General features: G+C 73.0%; 5 protein-coding genes. All 5 read left to right on the forward strand.

Annotation, left to right across the window (positions count from 1 at the left end):
* Positions 1 to 16074: amino acid adenylation domain-containing protein (locus ACWCSV_RS29320; RefSeq protein ID WP_451147297.1), on the forward strand; the 16074-nt coding region annotated here is incomplete at its 5' end.
* Between the two features lie 57 nt (positions 16075 to 16131).
* Positions 16132 to 16347: an MbtH family protein gene (locus ACWCSV_RS29325; RefSeq protein ID WP_451147299.1), complete on the forward strand. Its 216-nt coding sequence runs from the start codon at positions 16132 to 16134 to the stop codon at positions 16345 to 16347.
* A gap of 10 nt (positions 16348 to 16357) precedes the next feature.
* Positions 16358 to 17671 carry a cytochrome P450 gene (locus ACWCSV_RS29330; RefSeq protein WP_451147301.1) on the forward strand — a complete coding sequence of 438 codons (1314 nt, stop codon included), beginning with the start codon at positions 16358 to 16360 and terminating at the stop codon, positions 17669 to 17671.
* Between the two features lie 26 nt (positions 17672 to 17697).
* The gene (locus ACWCSV_RS29335; protein ID WP_451147303.1) at positions 17698 to 18456 is read left to right on the forward strand and encodes an SRPBCC domain-containing protein; all 759 of its coding nucleotides are present in this window, start codon (positions 17698 to 17700) and stop codon (positions 18454 to 18456) included.
* The gene (locus ACWCSV_RS29340) at positions 18456 to 18656 is read left to right on the forward strand and encodes a hypothetical protein (RefSeq protein WP_451147305.1); all 201 of its coding nucleotides are present in this window, start codon (positions 18456 to 18458) and stop codon (positions 18654 to 18656) included. Before ACWCSV_RS29335 ends, ACWCSV_RS29340 begins: the two co-directional genes overlap by 1 nt.
* Positions 18657 to 18822 lie beyond the last annotated feature (166 nt).

Raw genomic sequence — 18822 nt, forward strand, 5'->3', positions numbered from 1 at the left:
GTGGTGGCGATCCTGGCGGTGCTGAAGACGGGTGCGGCGTACGTTCCGGTGGATCCGGAGTATCCGGCCGCGCGGATCGCGTATCTGCTGGAGGATGCCTGTCCGGTTCTGCTGGTGACGGATGTCCGTACGGGTGAGCGGTTGCCGGAGGGTCCGGTCGGCCGGCTGGTGGTGGACGAGCCGGTGACGGCGGTGTCGGTGGCGGGGTGCCCGGTGGTGGACCCGGGAGTGCCGGTCGGTCCGGACCATCCGGCGTACGTCATCTACACCTCGGGTTCCACGGGCAGGCCCAAGGGCGTGGTCGCGACCCACGGCGGCCTCCTCAACCTGCTCGCCAACCAGTTGCCCCTGGTCTTCCGCGCGAAGAGGCGGATGCGGATCGGGCTGACCACGTCCGTGTCCTTCGACGCCTCCCTCGACCAGCTGATCGCCCTCTTCGCGGGCCACGAGCTGCACGTCCTGGACGAGGCGACCAGGTCCGATCCGCGGGCCTACCTCGACTACGCCGCCCGGGCCGGACTGGACACCGTCGGCGGCACCCCGTCCTATCTGCAACTCCTCGTCGAGAACGGCCTGCTGGACAACCCCCGGTGGCGCCCCACGATGGTCGGGCTGGGCGGCGAGACCGTCCCCGAGCAGCTGTGGGAACGGCTGCGGGCGGCCGGCGGGGTGACCTCCCTGAACTACTACGGGCCGTCCGAGTGCACGGTGGACTCGGTCGTCGCACCACTGGAATCCAGCCCGCACCAGGTGATCGGCCGGCCTCTCGGCGGTGTCCGGCTGTACGTGCTCGACGGCGCGTTGCGGCCGGTGCCGTCCGGGGTGGCGGGTGAGCTGTACATCGCGGGTGCGGGGCTGGCGCGCGGCTACCTGAACCGTCCCGGTCTGACCTCGGGGCGGTTCGTGGCGGACCCGTTCGGTCCCGGTGGTTCGCGGATGTACCGCACGGGCGACCTGGTGCGGTGGAACCCGGACGGGAACCTGGAGTTCCTCGGCCGCACCGACGACCAGGTCAAGATCCGCGGCTACCGGATCGAACTCGGCGAGATCGAGGCGGTCCTCGCCGGTCACCCGCGGGTCGCGCGCGCCGCCGTGGTCGTCCGGCAGGACCGGGCGCAGGACTCCCGGATCGTCGCCTACCCGGTGCCCGTCACCGGCGCGGAGCTGCGGCCCGAGGAGCTGCGGGCGTACCTGCGCGAGCGGCTGCCGGACTACATGGTGCCGACCGCGTTCGTCCCCCTCGACACCTTGCCGCTGAACACCAGCGGCAAGGTGGACCGGCGTGCCCTGCCCGAGCCCGGGACCACCGCGACGCCGGCCGGACGGGCACCGCACACTCCGCAGGAGCAGGTGCTGGCCGGGCTGTTCGCCGAGGTGCTGGGCCTGCCCCGGGTCGGTGCCGACGACGACTTCTTCGATCTCGGCGGGCACTCCCTGCTCGCCACCCGGCTGGTGGCCAGGGTCCGTGCGACGCTGGGAGTGGAACTGCCCCTGCGCACCCTCTTCCGTACCCCGACCGTGGCAGGACTGGCCGCCGGGCTGGGCGGCGCGGACCGGGCCCGGCTCGCCCTGGAGCGTGCCGAGCGGCCCGAGCGGGTACCACTGTCGTCCGCTCAGCGGAGGCTCTGGTTCCTGCGCCAACTGGAGGGCGCGGACTCGGTCTACAACATGCCGCTCGCCTGGCGGCTCTCGGGAACGCTGGACCTCGCGGCCCTCGAAGCGGCGCTGGGCGACCTCGCCGACCGCCACGAAACCCTGCGCACGGTCTTCCCCAGCGTGGACGGCGTGCCCTACCAGAAGGTGTTCGCGGCGGGGGAGGCGCGCCCGAAGGTACCGGTCACCCGGGCCGACGATTCCGACCTGCCCGGACTGCTGGCGGGCGCGGTGGCGCGTGGATTCGACATCGCGGCCGAACCGCCGCTGCGGGCCCAGGTGTTCGAGATCTCGGCCGACGAGCACGTGCTGCTCCTGGTGATGCACCACATCGCGGGCGACGGCTGGTCGCTGGGCCCGCTCGCCGCCGACCTCGCCACCGCGTACGCGGCCCGCCGCCGCGGCGAGGCACCCCCGTGGGCGCCCCTGTCCGTGCAGTACGCCGACTACACCCTGTGGCAGCAGCGGCTGCTCGGTGAACCGGCCGACCAGGAAAGCCTGTTGGCGCGCCAGACGGCCTACTGGACCCGGACGCTCGCGGACCTGCCGGAGCAGATCCGGCTCCCCGCCGACCGCCACCGCCCCGCCATGCCTTCCTACGCGGGCGGCCACCTGGCGATCGAACTGGACGCCGAACTCCACGACGGGCTGATCCGGCTGGGCCGGCGGCACGGCGCCAGCGTGTACATGGTGCTGCAGGCCGCCCTGGCCTCCCTGCTGGAGAAGCTCGGCGCCGGCACGGACATCCCGGTCGGCAGCCTCATCGCCGGCCGGACCGACCAGGCGCTGGACGACCTCGTCGGGTTCTTCGTCAACACGCTGGTCCTCCGTACGGACACCAGCGGCGACCCGTCCTTCGCCGAGCTGCTGGCCCGGGTCCGGGAGGGCGCGCTCGGCGCCTACGCGCACCAGGACCTGCCGTTCGACCACGTCGTCGAAGCCCTCAACCCGTCCCGTTCCCTCGCCCGCCAGCCACTGTTCCAGGTACTGCTGGCGCTGCAGAACGTGCCTCGCACCGAGTTCGCGCTGAGCGGTCTGGACACCGAGATCCTTCTGGTGCGGACGCCCACGGCCATGTTCGACCTCGGCTTCCACCTGCTGGAGCGCGGTGGTACGGGCGCTGCCGAGGGCATCGTCGGCCGCGTCGAGTACAGCACCGACCTCTTCGACCCCACCACGGTCGAGGCACTGGTCGCCCGGTGGCTGCGGCTGCTCGCGGCGGTGGTCGCCGAGCCGGAGCGTCCGCTCAGCCGGATCGACGTCCTCACCGCCGAGGAGCGCCGTGAACTGCTGGTCCGCCGCAACGACACCGCCTGCCGGGTTCCCGACGCCACCCTGCCCGCGCTCTTCGAGGAGCGGGCCCGGGAGACTCCGGACGCCCCGGCGGTGCTGTTCGAGGACGCCGTGCTGACCTACCACGAGCTGAACCGCCGGGCGAACCGCCTGGCCCACGCGCTGATCGCGCGCGGCGTGGGCCCGGAGCAGGTCGTCGCCCTGCGGCTGCCGCGCTCGGCCGAGCTGGTGGTCGCCGTCCTCGCGGTACTCAAGACGGGTGCGGCGTACCTGCCGGTCGACCCGGACTACCCGTCCGCCCGCATCGACTACATGCTGCGGGACGCCCGTCCGGCCGCGGTGCTCGACGACCTCGCGGCCGTCACACCCTCCGGCCCGCTGCCGGAGCACGATCCGGCCGTCCCGGTGGACGGCCGGCACCCGGCCTACGTCATCTACACCTCCGGTTCCACCGGCCGCCCCAAGGCCGTGGTGATGCCCTCCGGCGGGCTGCTGAACCTGCTGGCCTGGCACCACCGGGCCGTCGGCGGAGCACCAGGCACGCGCACCGCGCAGTTCACCGCGATCAGCTTCGACGTCTCGGTGCAGGAGATGCTCTCCGCGCTGCTGTACGGCAAGACCCTGGTGGTGCCGACCGAGGAGCAGCGCCGCAGTGCCGAACTCTTCGCCCACTGGCTGGACCGGCACCGGGTCGAGGAGCTGTTCGCGCCGAACCTGGTGATCGAGGCGCTGGCCGAGGCCGCCGAGGAGGCGGCGCTCGGCCTGCCGCACCTGCGGCTGGTCGCGCAGGCCGGAGAGGCGATGCGGCTGGGGGGTGCCGTGCGCCGCTTCCAGGCCGGCCGGCCGGGCCGGGTGCTGCACAACCACTACGGGCCCGCCGAGACCCACGTGATCACCGCCTATCCGCTGCCGGCCGACGCCGCCGACTGCCCGCAGCCGGTGCCGATCGGCCGCCCGATCGCCAACTGCCGCGCGTACGTGCTGGACCAGGCCCTGCGGCCGGTCGCGCCCGGCGTGACGGGAGAGCTCTACCTCGCGGGCGCCGGACTGGCCCGCGGCTATCTGAACCGTCCCGGCCTGAGCGCCGGACGCTTCGTCGCGGACCCGTACGGGCCGGCGGGCACGCGGATGTACCGCACCGGCGACCTGGTGCGCTGGCGCGCCGACGGCGAGCTGGAATTCGCCGGCCGGGTCGACCACCAGGTCAAGGTGCGCGGTTTCCGGATCGAGCCGGGCGAGATCGAGGCCCGGCTTACCGAACACCCGGGCGTCGCCCAGGTCGCGGTGCTGGCCCGCGAGGACCGGCTCGTCGCCTGGGTCGTCGCTTCGGACAGGACCCGGGCGACCGAGGGGGCGCTCGCGGCCCATCTGCGCGACCGGGTGCCCGAGTACATGGTGCCGTCCGCGTTCGTGCTGCTCGACGCGCTGCCGCTGACACCGAACGGCAAGCTGGACCGGGCGGCCCTGCCCGCCCCGGAACCAGCCGCGCCCGCGGGCGGCCGTGCTCCGCGCACGCCTCAGGAGCAGATCCTGTGCGAGCTGTTCGCCGAGGTGCTGGGCCTCGCCCGGGTCGGGGTCGACGAGGACTTCTTCGCGCTGGGCGGGCACTCCCTGCTCGCCACCCGGCTGGTCTCGCGGGTCCGGGCGACCCTCGGGGTCGAGGTCGAGCTGCGAGCCCTGTTCCGGAGCCCGACCCCGGCCGGGATGGCGGCCGGGCTGCATGACGCCGGAACCGCGCGGCGGGCCCTGGTGCCCAGGCCCCGCCGCGAACCGATGCCGCTCTCCTTCGCGCAGCGGCGTCTCTGGTTCCTCCAGCAGTTCGGGGCGCCCAGCGCCACGTACCACATGCCGCTGGCCCTGCGGCTGACCGGCGACCTCGACCGGGCCGCGCTGAGCGCCGCGCTGGTGGACGTGATGGCCCGGCACGAGACCCTGCGCACGGTCTTCCCGCACACGGGGGGAATCCCCCACCAGAGGGTGCTCGGCACCGCCGAGGTCGCCCTCCCGCTGACCGTGCGCACGACCGGGGAGAAGGAGGTACGCGCCCTGCTCCGGGAGTCGGCGGTGCGCGGCTTCGACCTGACCTCGGAAGTACCGCTGCGGGCCGAGCTGTTCGCCGTCGCGCCGGACGAGCACGTGCTGCTGCTGGTCATGCACCACATCGTCGGGGACGGCTGGTCCATGGGCCCGCTCGCCCGCGACCTGGCCGCCGCCTACACCACCAGGCGGGCCGGCGAGGCGCCCGCCTGGCCGCCGCTGCCGGTGACGTACGGCGACTACACCCTGTGGCAGCACGAGATCCTGGGCGACGAGCACGACGCCGACAGTCTGTTCACCCGCCAGGTCGCCTACTGGAAGCAGGCGCTCGCCGGGCTGCCCGAGCAGCTCCGGCTCCCCGCCGACCGGCCGCGCCCGGCTGTCATGTCGTACGGAGGAGACCTGACGGAGCTCAGGATCGACGCCGAACTCCACGGGCTGCTCCTTGAGTTGGCGCGACGTTCGGGGGCGACCCTGTTCATGGTGCTGCAGGCGGCGCTGGCGGCGTTGTACACGCGGTTGGGCGCGGGTACGGACATCGCGATCGGGAGTCCGATCGCGGGGCGTACGGATGAGGCGCTGGACGATCTGGTGGGGTTCTTCGTCAATACGCTGGTGCTGCGGACCGACACGAGTGGTGATCCGAGTTTCACGGAGCTGCTGGGCCGGGTGCGGGAGACGGCGTTGTCGGGTTACGCGCACCAGGACGTGCCGTTCGAGCATCTGGTGGAGGCGCTGAACCCGTCCCGTTCCCTCTCCCACCACCCGCTCTTCCAGACCGGGCTGGTCGTGCAGAACGCGCCCGGCGGCGACTTCGAACTGCCGGGCCTCCAGGTCTCCGGGCTGGCCGTGCTCACCGGCACGGCGCGGCTCGACCTGACCTTCGGGTTCGCGGAGGAGTACGGGCCCGACGGCGCGCCGGCCGGGCTCGGCGGTGCGGTCGAGTACAGCACCGACCTCTTCGACCGCCCGACGGTCGAGCTCCTGACCACCAGGCTGACCAGGCTGCTGGCCGCGGTCGCCGCCGCGCCCGACCGGCCGATCGGCGGGATCGATCTGCTCTCCGCCGGCGAACGCGGCGAACTGCTGCCCGCCGTCCAGGCCCCGGCTCCCGGAGCGAGCCTGCCCGAGCTCTTCGCGGCGCAGGTGGCCCTGACGCCGGACGCGATCGCGCTGGTTTGTGGTGCGAGTGAGCTGACGTACCGTCAGCTCGATTCCTGGGCCAACCGGTTCGCGCATGCGCTGATCGCCCGGGGGGTGGGTCCTGAGCAGGTCGTGGCGGTGGCTCTGCCGAGGTCGGTGGAGTCGGTGGTGGCGGTCCTGGGTGTGCTGAAGGCGGGGGCGGCGTATCTGCCGGTGGACCCCGGGTATCCGCGGTCGCGGATCTCCTTCATGCTGGCGGACTCCCGGCCGGTGGTGGTCGTCGACGATCCCGCCGTGGTGGCGGAGGGCGACTGGCCGGACACCGACCCGGAGGTCGCGGTGGATGTCCGGCACCCGGCCTACGTGATCTACACCTCCGGCTCGACCGGCCGCCCCAAGGGCGTCGCGGTGAGCCACGCCGGTGTCCCGGGCCTGGTGGCCGCGCAGGTGGACCGGCTCGGCGTGAAGCCGGGCAGCCGCGTGCTCCAGTTCGCCTCGCCGAGCTTCGACGCGTCCTTCTGGGATCTGTGCGGCGCCCTGCTCAGCGGCGCCGCCCTCGTCCTGGCCCCGGCCGAGGCCCCGTTGGAAGCCCTGACGGACCGCCTGCTCGCCGTCACCCACGTGACGCTGCCGCCCTCGGCGCTGGCCGCGCTGGACACCGCCGCGCTCACGGCCACCACCCTGGTGGTGGCGGGCGAGGCGTGCCCGCCGGAGCTGGTGGAGCGCTGGGCTCCGGGACGCCGGATGATCAACGCGTACGGCCCGACCGAGACGACCGTGTGCGCGACCATGAGCGCCCCGCTCTCCGCGAGTTCCGGTGTGCCGCCGATCGGGCGACCGGTCGCCGGCTTCCGGGTGTACGTGCTGGACGAGCGGCTGCGCCTCGTGCCGCCGGGCGTGGAAGGGGAGCTGTACGTCGCCGGCCCGGGGCTGGCACGCGGCTACCTGAACCGGCCGGGCCTGACATCGGGACGGTTCACCGCCTGCCCGTTCGGCCCGGCGGGTGCGCGGATGTACCGCACGGGTGACCTGGTGCGGCGTCGGACCGACGGAGCGCTGGAGTACGTCGGCCGCGCCGACCAGCAGGTGAAGGTCCGGGGCTTCCGGGTCGAGCCCGGCGAGATCGAGGCCGCGCTGGCCGAGCACCCCGCCGTCGCCCAGGCGGCCGTCGTGGCCCGGGACGACCGGCTCGTCGGCTACGTGGCGACCCGTCCCCACGTGGCCGTCCGTTCCACGGAGCTGGCGGCGCACCTGCGGGAGCGCCTGCCGGACTACCTGGTGCCGTCCGTCTTCGTGGTGATGGACGCGCTGCCGTCGACGCCGAACGGGAAGCTGGACCGGGCGGCGCTGCCCGCGCCCGCATCCACCCCCGGGGGCGGTGGGCGGATGCCGCGCACCCCGCAGGAGCAGATCCTCGCAGGGCTGTTCGCCGAGGTGCTGGACGTGCCGAAGGTCTCGGTCGACGACGACTTCTTCGCGCTGGGCGGGCACTCCCTGCTCGCCACCCGGCTGGTCGCCAGGTTGCGCTCGGTGCTCGGCGTGGAGCTCGGGCTGCGCGCACTCTTCCAGGCGCCCACCGTGGCCGGTCTGGCCGAGGTGCTGACCGGGACCGGCCGGGCGCGCCCCGCCCTGACCGCGTACGCGCGGCCCGGGACCGTGCCGCTCTCGTTCGCCCAGCGCCGGCTCTGGTTCCTGCACCGCATGGACGCCGCCGCCGCGACCTACCACATCCCGCTGGCCCTGCGGTTGACCGGGACGCTCGACCGTGTCGCGCTGGACCAGGCGCTCGCGGACGTGGTGGCCCGGCACGAGAGCCTGCGGACGGTGTTCCCCGAAGCCGGCGGCGTACCGTGCCAGCAGGTACTGGACACCACGGCGGTGCGCCTCCCGGCCCGGCCGGCCGAGGTGAACGGGACCGAACTGCCCGAGCGGCTCGCCGAGTCCGCCCGGCAGCCCTTCGATCTGGCGTCCGAACCGCCGCTGCGCGCGGAGCTGTTCGCGGTCGCGCCGGACGAGCACGTACTCCTGCTGGTCATGCACCACATCGCCGCCGACGGCTGGTCCACCGGACCACTCGCCCGCGACCTGGCCGAGGCGTACGCGGCCCGCTGCGAAGGACGTACGGCGAGCCGCCCCGCACCGCCGGTGAGCTACGCCGACTACACGCTGTGGCAGCGCGAGCTGCTCGGGGACCCCGCCGACCCGGAGAGCCGGTTCACCGAGCAACTCGACTACTGGAAGCGGCAGCTGTCCGACCTGCCGGAGCTCCTCCAACTGCCCACCGACCGGCCGCGCCCCGCCGTCGCCGGCCGGCACGGCGACCACGTCGGCCTGGAGCTCGACGCGGAACTGCACACCGCCCTGGCGAAGTTGGCACGGAGCTCCGGGACGAGCCTGTTCATGGTGCTGCAGGCGGCGCTGGCGGCGTTGTACACGCGGTTGGGCGCGGGTACGGACATCGCGATCGGGAGTCCGATCGCGGGGCGTACGGATGAGGCGCTGGACGATCTGGTGGGGTTCTTCGTCAATACGCTGGTGCTGCGGACCGACACGAGTGGTGATCCGAGTTTCACGGAGCTGCTGGGCCGGGTGCGGGAGACGGCGTTGTCGGGTTACGCGCACCAGGACGTGCCGTTCGAGCATCTGGTGGAGGCGCTGAACCCGTCCCGTTCCCTCTCCCACCACCCGCTCTTCCAGACCATCCTGGCTGTGCAGAACGCCCCCATGGGCCGGTTCGACCTGCCCGGCCTGGACGTCGCCACCTACGCGGTCGCGACCGGAACCGCCAAGTTCGACCTCGGCGTGAGCATGGTCGAGCAGTTCGGTCCGGACGGAAGCCCGGCCGGAATCGTCGGTGCGGTCGAGTACGCAACCGACCTGTTCGACCACTCGACGGTCGCCTCCCTGGTCCGGCGCTGGACGCTCCTGCTAAAGGCAGTCACCGCCGATCCGGAGCAGGCCATCGGAGGCATCGGCCTCCTCGACACCGGCGAACGGCACCGGTTGGTGGAACAGGACAACGAGACCGCCCGGGACGTGGACACCGTCCCACTGCCGCAGGCCCTCGCTGCGCAGGTGGCCCTGACGCCGGACGCGGTCGCGCTGGTCTGCGGCGCAGGGGAGTTGACGTATCGTCAATTGGACGTGCGGGCCAACCGGTTCGCACACGCGCTGATCGCTCGGGGGGTTGGTCCCGAGCAGGTCGTGGCGGTGGCTCTGCCGAGGTCGGTGGAGTCCGTGGTGGCGGTCCTGGGTGTGCTGAAGGCCGGGGCGGCGTATCTGCCCGTGGACCCGGCCTACCCGCGGTCGCGGATCTCCTTCATGCTGGCGGACTCCCGTCCTGCGGTGGTCGTCGACGATCCCGCCCTGGTGGCCGAGGGCGACTGGCCGGACACCTGTCCGGAGGTCGCGCTCGACGTGCGGCACCCGGCCTACGTGATCTACACCTCGGGCTCGACCGGCCGCCCCAAGGGCGTCGTGGTCGGCCACGGCGGCGTGGCGAGCCTCGTCGCCGGACAGATCGAACGCTTCGCGATCGAACCCGGCAGCCGGGTGCTCCAGTTCGCCTCACCGAGCTTCGACGCGTCGGTTTCGGAGATCTTCACGGCCCTGCTGTGCGGCGCGGCCCTGGTGCTGCCCCCTGCGGCCGAGCCACTTGCCGCACTGACCGATCCGGGCCTCGGCGTCACGCACGTGACGGTGCCTCCCTCGGTCCTCGCCGCCGTGCCGGACGGCGGGGTCACCGCGTCGACGCTGGTGGTGGCGGGCGAGGCGTGCCCGCCGGAGCTGGTGGAGCGCTGGGCTCCCGGACGCCGGATGATCAACGCGTACGGCCCGACCGAGACGACCGTGTGCGCGACCATGAGTGACCCGCTCTCCCCGGCGGCGGGCGTACCGCCGATCGGACGGCCGATCGCCAACGCCCGGGCGTACGTGCTGGACGACCGGCTGATGCCGGTGCCGACGGGCGTCACGGGTGAGCTGTACGTCGCGGGCGCCGGCCTCGCACGGGGATACCTGAACCGGCCGGGCCTGACGGCCGGAAGGTTCGTCGCCTGCCCGTTCGTACCGGGTGAGCGGATGTACCGCACGGGCGACCTGGTGCGCCGTCGGAACGACGGTCAGCTGGAGTACGCCGGCCGCGCGGACGACCAGGTGAAGGTCCGGGGCTTCCGGGTCGAGCCCGGCGAGGTCGAGGCCGCCCTGGCCGAGCACCCCGCCGTCGCCCGGGCCGTGGTCCTCGCGCAGGACGACCGGCTCGTCGGCTACGTCGTCCCGCACCAGGACGAGACCCGTGACAGCGGGCTGGAAGCGGACCACGTGGGCGAGTGGCAGGACATCTACGACGCCCTGCCCATCGCCCCCGAAGAAGCGGCCTTCGGCCACAACTTCGTCGGCTGGAACAGCAGTTACGACGCCAGCGCGATTCCGGCCGAGCAGATGCGGGAGTGGCGGGACGCCACCGTGGCCCGCATCCGGGCCCTGCGCCCGCGCCGGGTGCTGGAAGTCGGCGTCGGTACCGGCCTGCTGCTCTCGCAGGTCGCACCCCACTGCGAGACCTACTGGGCGACCGACTTCTCCGCCACCGCGATCGACGCCCTGACCGCCCAGGTGGCGGGGGAGGAGCGGCTGGCAGGCCGCGTGGTGCTGCAGACCCGTCCGGCGCACGACACCGACGGGCTGCCGGCCGGGGAGTTCGACACCGTCGTGATCAACTCGGTGGTGCAGTACTTCCCGTCCGCCGACTACCTCGCCGACGTGATCGGAAAGCTGATGAGGCTGCTCGCCCCCGGCGGCGCGCTCTTCATCGGCGACGTCCGCAACCTGAGGCTGCTGCGCCCGATGGCCACCGCCGTCCAGCTCCACCGGACCGGCGACGGCACCGACCCCGCGGCCGTGCGCCGCGCGGTGGAGCAGGCCGTCAGGGTCGAGAAGGAACTCCTGGTCGACCCGGACTTCTTCGCCGTACTGCGCGTGCGCGGCACGGACATCGGCGCGGTGGCCGTGGAGGTCAAGCGAGGCCGGCACCACAACGAACTGTCCCGCTACCGCTACGACGTGACGCTGCACAAGTCCCCGGTCGCCCCGAAGGACCCGAGCCGGTCCGTCGAGTTCGCGTGGGGACGACAGATCACCTCGACGGCCGAGCTGCGCGAGCTGCTCGCCCGGCCGTCCGCCGAGGTACTGCGGATCACCGGGGTACCGAACCGCCGCGTGGTGCGGGAGGCCGCTCTGGCCAGGGCGGTGCAGGCCGGGGACGTACGGCTTGCGGAGCTGCTGGAGCGGCTGCGCGCCCCCGAAGACACCTCCGAGGAGAGCGGACTCCCCGACCCGGAGGAGTTCCACGCCCTCGGGCGGGAGTCCGGCCGTACGGTGGCCGTCACCTGGTCGGCGACCCGGGCCGACGCCCTGGACGTCGTCTTCGCCGACCCGCGGACGCCCGACGGCTCCCCGGTCGAGCCGTACCGGCCGGCCGGAACCACCGGCAGGGCGCTGTCGTCGCTGACCAACCGTCCGACCGGCAGCCGGGGGACCGGCGCCCTCCTCGGCGAACTCCGCGACTGGCTGCGTGGGCGGCTGCCCGACTACCTGGTCCCGTCGGCGTACGTGGCGCTGGACGCGCTGCCGCTGACGGCCAGCGGCAAACTCGACCGCCGCGCACTGCCCGCCCCCGATCTCGGCGCCGCCGTGAACGGGCGGGCGCCGCGCACCCCGCAGGAGCAGCTCCTCGCCGAACTCTTCGCCGAGGTGCTCGGGCTGGCACAGGTCGGGGTCGAGGACAGTTTCTTCGACCTCGGCGGACACTCGCTGCTGGCGACCCGCCTGGCCTCCAGGGTCCGGGCGACTCTCGGCGCGGAGCTGGAGGTCCGGACCCTCTTCGAGACCCCGACCGTCGCCGCACTGGCGGCCCGCCTGGACGGCTCCGGCGCGGCGCGGCCCGCACTGACCGCCCGCCCCCGCCCGGAGCGGGTCGAGCTGTCCTTCGCCCAGCGCCGCCTCTGGTTCCTGCACCGGATGGACGGGCCGAGCGCCACCTACAACATGCCGCTCGCGCTCAGCCTGACCGGCGACCTCGACCGCTCGGCCCTGCACACCGCGCTCGCGGACGTGATCGGCCGGCACGAGAGCCTGCGGACCGTCTTCCGTGAGACCGACGGCGTCCCGTACCAGGTGGTGCTGAGCGCCGAGCAGGCGTACCCGGCACTCCCGGTGGTCGAGCTCGACGAGGCCCGGCTGGCCGGGCGGCTGGCGGACGCGGCCGGGCGCGGATTCGACCTGGCCGCGGACCCGCCGGTCCGGGCCGAGCTGTACGCGCTCGCCCCCGACCGGCACGTACTCCTGGTCGTGGTGCACCACATCGCCGCGGACGGCTGGTCGATGGGACCGCTCTCCGGAGACCTCGCGAGGGCCTACGCGGCGCGCTGCCGGGGCGAGGAAACCCGGTGGTCCCCGCTGCCGGTGCAGTACGCCGACTACACCCGCTGGCAGCGCGACCTGCTCGGCGACGCGGACGACCCGGAGAGCCTGTTCGCCCGGCAACTCGCCTACTGGAAGGGCGAGCTGGCGGGAATCCCGCAACAGGTACAGCTGCCCTCCGACCGGCCCCGTCCGCCGGTGGCCTCCCAGCGCGGCGACCGGGTCGTGGTCCGTCTGGACCCCGAGCTGCACCAGGCACTGCGCGACCTGGCCACCGCACGCGGCGCCAGCATGTTCATGGTGCTCCAAGCGGGCCTCGCGGCCCTGCTCACCCGGCTCGGAGCCGGTACGGACATCCCCATCGGCAGCCCGATCGCCGGCCGTACCGACCAGGCGCTGGACGATCTCGTCGGCTTCTTCGTCAACACCCTGGTCCTGCGCACCGACACCGGGGGCGACCCCGGATTCGCCGATCTGCTCGGCCGGGTGCGGCAGAAGGCGCTCACCGCGTACGACCACCAGGACGTGCCGTTCGAGTACCTCGTCGAGGTGGCCAACCCGGTGCGGTCGCTCGCCCACCACCCGCTGTTCCAGATCATGCTGGCCCTGCAGAACGCGCCCGTCGGCGCGTTCGCCCTGCCAGGGCTGGAGACGGGCCACGTGGCGGCCCCGACCGGGACCTCGCGGGTCGACCTGACCTTCAGCCTGGCCGAACAGTTCCGCCCGGACGGCGGCGCCGACGGTCTGGCCGGCGCCGTGGAGTACGCCACCGACCTCTTCGACGCGTCCACCGTGGAGTCGCTGTTCGAGCGCTGGGTCCGCCTGCTGCGCGCGGCGGTCGCCGACCCGGACCTTCCGATCAGCCGGATCGACCTCATGTCCGGCGAGGAACGGCACCGGCTGCTGTACGAGGTGAACGACACGGCCGCGGAGCTGCCGTCGGCCCCGTTGCCGGCCCTCCTCGCCCGTCAGGTGCGGGCCACCCCGGACGCGGTCGCGGTCGTGGCGGGCGCCACCGAGCTGACCTACGCGGAACTCGACCTGCGGACGGACCGCCTGGCGAGGGCGCTGATCCGCCAGGGCGTGCGGCCCGAGACGCCGGTGGCGGTCCTGATGGACCGCTCGGCGGAGCTGGTCGTGGCGATCCTCGCGATCATCAAGGCCGGCGGCGCCTACGTACCGCTCGACTCGCGCTTCCCCTCCTCCCGGATCGATCTGATCCTGAGGGAGAGCGGAGCTGCCCTCGTACTCACCGAGGAGGTGCTCACCGCCCTGACGCAGTCCGAGGAATCCGGGCCCGGCGGGGTCGAAGCGGTCTGCCGCGAGGACCAGTTGGCGTACATCATGTACACCTCCGGTTCGACCGGACGTCCGAAGGGCGTGGCCGTCACCCATCGGGACGTGGCGGGCCTCGCGCTGACCCCCGAATGGCGGGGCGGCGGCCACGAGCGGGTGCTGATGCACTCCCCGACCGCCTTCGACCTCTCGACCTACGAACTGTGGGTCCCGTTGCTCAACGGCGGCCGGGTCGTGGTCGCACCGCCCGAGCGGCTCGACCTCGACCTGCTGCAGCACACGATCTCCACCCACGGGGTGACCGGGCTGTGGCTGACCGCCGGACTGTTCCGGCTGGTCGCCGAGGAGCGCCCGGGCCTGCTCGCCGGGGTACGGGAGGTGTGGACCGGCGGAGACGTGGTCTCCCCGGCCGCCGCCGCCCGCGTCCGGGCGGCCTGCCCCGCCATCCAGGTGGTCAACGGCTACGGGCCCACCGAGGCCACCACCCTGGCCACCTGCCACTCGGTGCGTGGGCTCCCCGAGAACGCCGCGACCGTGCCGATCGGCGCGCCGATGGCGAACATGCGCGCCTACGTGCTCGACGACCGGCTGAGGCCGGTGCCGACGGGCATGGTCGGCGAGCTGTACCTCGCGGGAACGGGCGTGGCCCGCGGCTACTTCGGCCGCCCCGGCCTCACGGCGGAGCGCTTCTCCGCCGACCCGTTCGGCCCGGCCGGGAGCCGCATGTACCGCACCGGCGACCTCGCCTGGTGGCTTCCCGACGGCACGCTGGAGTTCGCCGGACGCGTCGACCACCAGGTCAAGCTGCGCGGTCTGCGGATCGAGCCCGGAGAGATCGAGGCCGTCCTCGCGGGCTGCCCCGGCGTCGCCCAGGCGGCCGTGGTCGCCCGCGAGGACAGGCCGGGGGACAAGCGACTGGTCGCCTATCTGGTGCCCGCGCCGGAGGGCGCGCCCGAGCAGGCCGAACTGTCCGGCCGGCTGCGCCGCGAACTCCCCGACTACATGGTGCCGGCGGCGTTCGTCACGGTGGCGGCGTTGCCGCTGACCGCCAACGGCAAGCTCGACCGGGCCGCCCTGCCCGCCCCCGACTACGGTGCGTCGGACGGCGGCCGGGGCCCGCGGACGCCGCAGGAGCAACTGCTGTGCGGCCTCTTCGCCGAGGTTCTGGGCCGCGAGCAGGTCGGCATCGACGACGGCTTCTTCGACCTGGGCGGCCACTCGCTGCTGGCCGCGCGGCTGGCGTCCCGGGTCCGCGAGACCCTCGGCCTGGAGCTGGGCCTGCGCCTGCTGTTCGAGGCGCCGACCGTGGCCGGGCTCACCGACCGCCTGGCCATGAACAATCCGGATGACGCGCTGGACGTGCTGCTTCCCCTGCGTTCGACCGGGACGGAGGCACCGCTGTTCTGCGTCCACCCCGGCGGCGGCATCAGCTGGTCGTACAGCGGACTGCTGAACCACCTCGGCCCGCAGCACCCGGTCTACGCGCTCCAGGCCCGCGGTCTCGGCCGGCCGGAGCCGCTGCCCACGTCCTACGAGGAGATGGCGTCCGACTACGCCGACCACGTCCAGAAGATCCAGCCGGAGGGGCCCTACCTGCTGCTCGGCTGGTCGGCGGGCGGCCTGATCGCCCACGCGCTCGCCTGCGAACTGCAGGCGCGCGGTGAGCGGACCGCGCTGCTGGCCGTCCTCGACGCGTACCCCGTGAAGGACGTGCGCTTCGAGGAGGAGCCGGTGCCCACCGTGCGGGACGTACTCGTCGGAGTGCTGGATGTCGACCCGGACGAGCTGGGCGACCGGGAGATCACCTACGCCGAGGTCGCCGAGGTGCTGAACAGGCGGGGCAGCGCGCTGGCCGGGTTGAACGAGCGGCAGGTCGAGGTGATCGTCCAGATCATGATCAACAACGCCAAGCTGGCGGTCGACTTCGTACCCGGCAAGTACGACGGGGACCTGCTGCTCTTCAACTCCACCATCGGCCGGGGCCACGACGACGCCGGACCGGAGGTCTGGCACCCGTACATCGGGGGCCGGATCGAGTCGTACGAGGTCACCACCCGGCACGACCAGATGACCCAAGCGGGGTCCCTGGCCCAGATCGGACCGGTCCTGGCCGCCAGGATCGCCGAAGCCACCCGGGGTATCACCCTCGCCGGAGATACCGGAACCGCCGGAGATACCGGAGATACCGGAACCGCCGGAACCACCGCGGGTGCCGGAAACACCGGAACCCGCTGAGCCACCGGACACGCCGGTGACACCACCCTTTCCTATCGCCCGCAGGAGGACCGACACATGACCAACCCCTTCGACGACCAGGACGGAACCTTCCTCGTCCTCGTCAACGACGAGAACCAGCACTCGCTGTGGCCGCAGTTCGCTGACGTACCCGAGGGCTGGACCGTCACCCACGGCCCCGACACCCACGCCGCCTGCCTGGACCACGTCGAGCGGGCCTGGACCGACATGCGGCCCAGGAGCCTCGCCGACGCCATGGACGGCCAGCGGTAGCACGGACGACATGACCTCCACCGACACCCTGGGCGGGGCTCGCGACAACGCGGGCCCCGCCCGGCCCGACGGCCTCGCCGTATGTCCTGCCCAGCCCCGCGACCCCGTCGCGGCGCCCGCCCGTCCCGACGGCCTCGCCGCGGCCCTGTTCACCCCGGAAGCCCGGCAGGACCCGTATCCGGTGTACGCCCGCATGCGGCGCGACGATCCGGTCCACCGCAGTCCCCAGGGCATCTGGTACCTCACCCGCCACGCCGACGTCGAGGCGGCGCTGGGCGACCTGCGCCTGTCCAACGACCGGGACAGGATGACCCGCGCCTACAGCTCGCTCGGCGGCGACCTCAAGGCCCTCAGCCGGCTCACCGAGCGACTCGGCCGGGTCATGAGCAACACCGACCCGCCGGACCACGCCCGGCTGCGGAAGCTGGCCAACAGGGCGTTCACCGCCCGCCGCGTCGAAGCCCTGCGCGAGGGCGTACAACGGATCGTCGACCGGCTCATCGACGAGGCGGTCGCGGCCGGCCCGGCCGTGGAGTTGATCGAGGCGGTCGCCTCGCCACTGCCGATGTCCGTCGTCTGCGAGCTCTTCGGCATCCCGGAGGAGGACCGGCCGCAGGTCAAGAGCTGGTTCAGCCGCTTCGGCCGGCTCAGTGAGGACATCGACAAGTCCGAGGCGGCGATCGACGGTTACGAGGAGTACCTGTCCGGGCTCATCCGGCAGCGCCGACGCGAACCGGGCGACGACCTGATCAGCGCCCTGGTCGCCACCCAGACCACGGACGACCGGCTCACCGACTCCGAACTGCTGTCCACCTGCTTCGTCCTGATCACCGCCGGGGACGAGACCACCACCCACCTGATCGGCAACGGCATGCTCGCCCTGCTGCGCAATCCGGACCAACTGGCCAGGCTGCGTGCGGACCCGGGCCTGATCCGCGGGGCGGTCGAGGAACTGGCCCGCTACGACACCGTGACCCAGGCGATCGTCAGGGTGGTGGCGGAGGACCTGGAGATCGGCGGACGGACGCTGCGGGAGGGCGAGTTGGTGTACCTGTTCCTCGGCGCGACCAACCGCGACCCCGAACGCTTCGAGGACCCCGACCGGCTCGACCTGTCCCGCCCCGGCAACCGCCACCTGAGCTTCGGCCACGGCCCGCACTTCTGCCTCGGCGGTCCGCTGGCCAAGCTCCAGGCGGAGGTGGCCATCGGCACGCTGGCGCGCCGGCTGCCCGGACTCCGCCTGGCCGACGCGGCGGCGCTGGAGTGGCGGGACAACCCGCTGCAGAGGCGGCTGACCACCCTCCCGCTCATCCACCGACCGTGAACGACGACGAAGGAGCAGTACCGACCATGGCCCGAGAGTTCGAGGTCCGCCGAGAGCAGGACCTGCCCGTCACGCCCGAGCAGGTCTGGGACGCGGTGGCCACCGGCGCCGGCAACCTCGGCTGGCTCTACCCCATGGAGATCGAGCCGCGCGTGGGCGGAAGGGCGACCCGGGGAGACGCCACGGTCGTGGCGTGGGAGCCGCCGCACCACCTCGCCGTCCGGGCGACCCAGGACGGCGGGTTCTCCAACACCCTCAGCTACCGCGTCGAACCGGCCGGCAGCGGCACGAGCCACCTGCGGACGGGAATCCACTGGGTGCACACGGGCGTCGTCGACGACGCCTGGAACTGGGACGCCAAGACGGACGTGGCCGAGAAGTACGTCGACTTCCATCAGCACGCACTCGCCGAGTACCTCCGGCACTTCGCCGGCCGTCCCGCCGTCTACGTCAGGTCCCAGCAACCCGAACCCACCGCTGATCCGTCCGACTTCGCCGCCCTGCGCCGACGTCTCGGCCTCGCCGAGGACGCGGCCGTCGGCGACCGGTTCACCCTCCTCGCCCCCGGCCCGGACCACGACCCCGTGGAGGTGGTCGTCGACTGGCTCAGCACCGACTTCGTCGGACTGCGAGGCCCGGACGCCCTGTACCGGTTCTTCAACGGCAGCACCTGGAACGTGCCGATCTGGCTCGGCCACCACCTGTTCGCCGCGCACACCGACGAGCAGCAGGCCACCAAGGCGTGGAACGTCTGGCTCAACGACATCCCAGCTCAGGAGATCTGATGGAATCCGCCACGCAGACGCTGCTCTTCGCCGCCGAACTCGTCGAGGAGAACGGCACTTACGCACTCGTCGTCCAGGACGTGCGAACGGGAACCGTCCAGACCACCCCGGTCCCCAAAGCCATGGTCGACAAGCTGCCGGCCTTCCTCTCGGCGCTCGCCGCCAAGTTCAGCCCTGTCCAGCAGCGGCGTCGTTGGTAGCCGAGGACACCACGAGGGACGCCGGGACGCATTGCTGAGGGCTTCCCGCCCCGGCGGGTGACACGACGGGCTCCCTCGCCCGCCGGCTTCTGCCTCTCCGCTCCAGCGCATGCGTGAAGACGTGCTCGCCGCAGTCAGGGCTGCGGGCGGGCATGTCGTCGCGTGG

The organism is Streptomyces sp. NPDC001770, assembly GCF_053596135.1.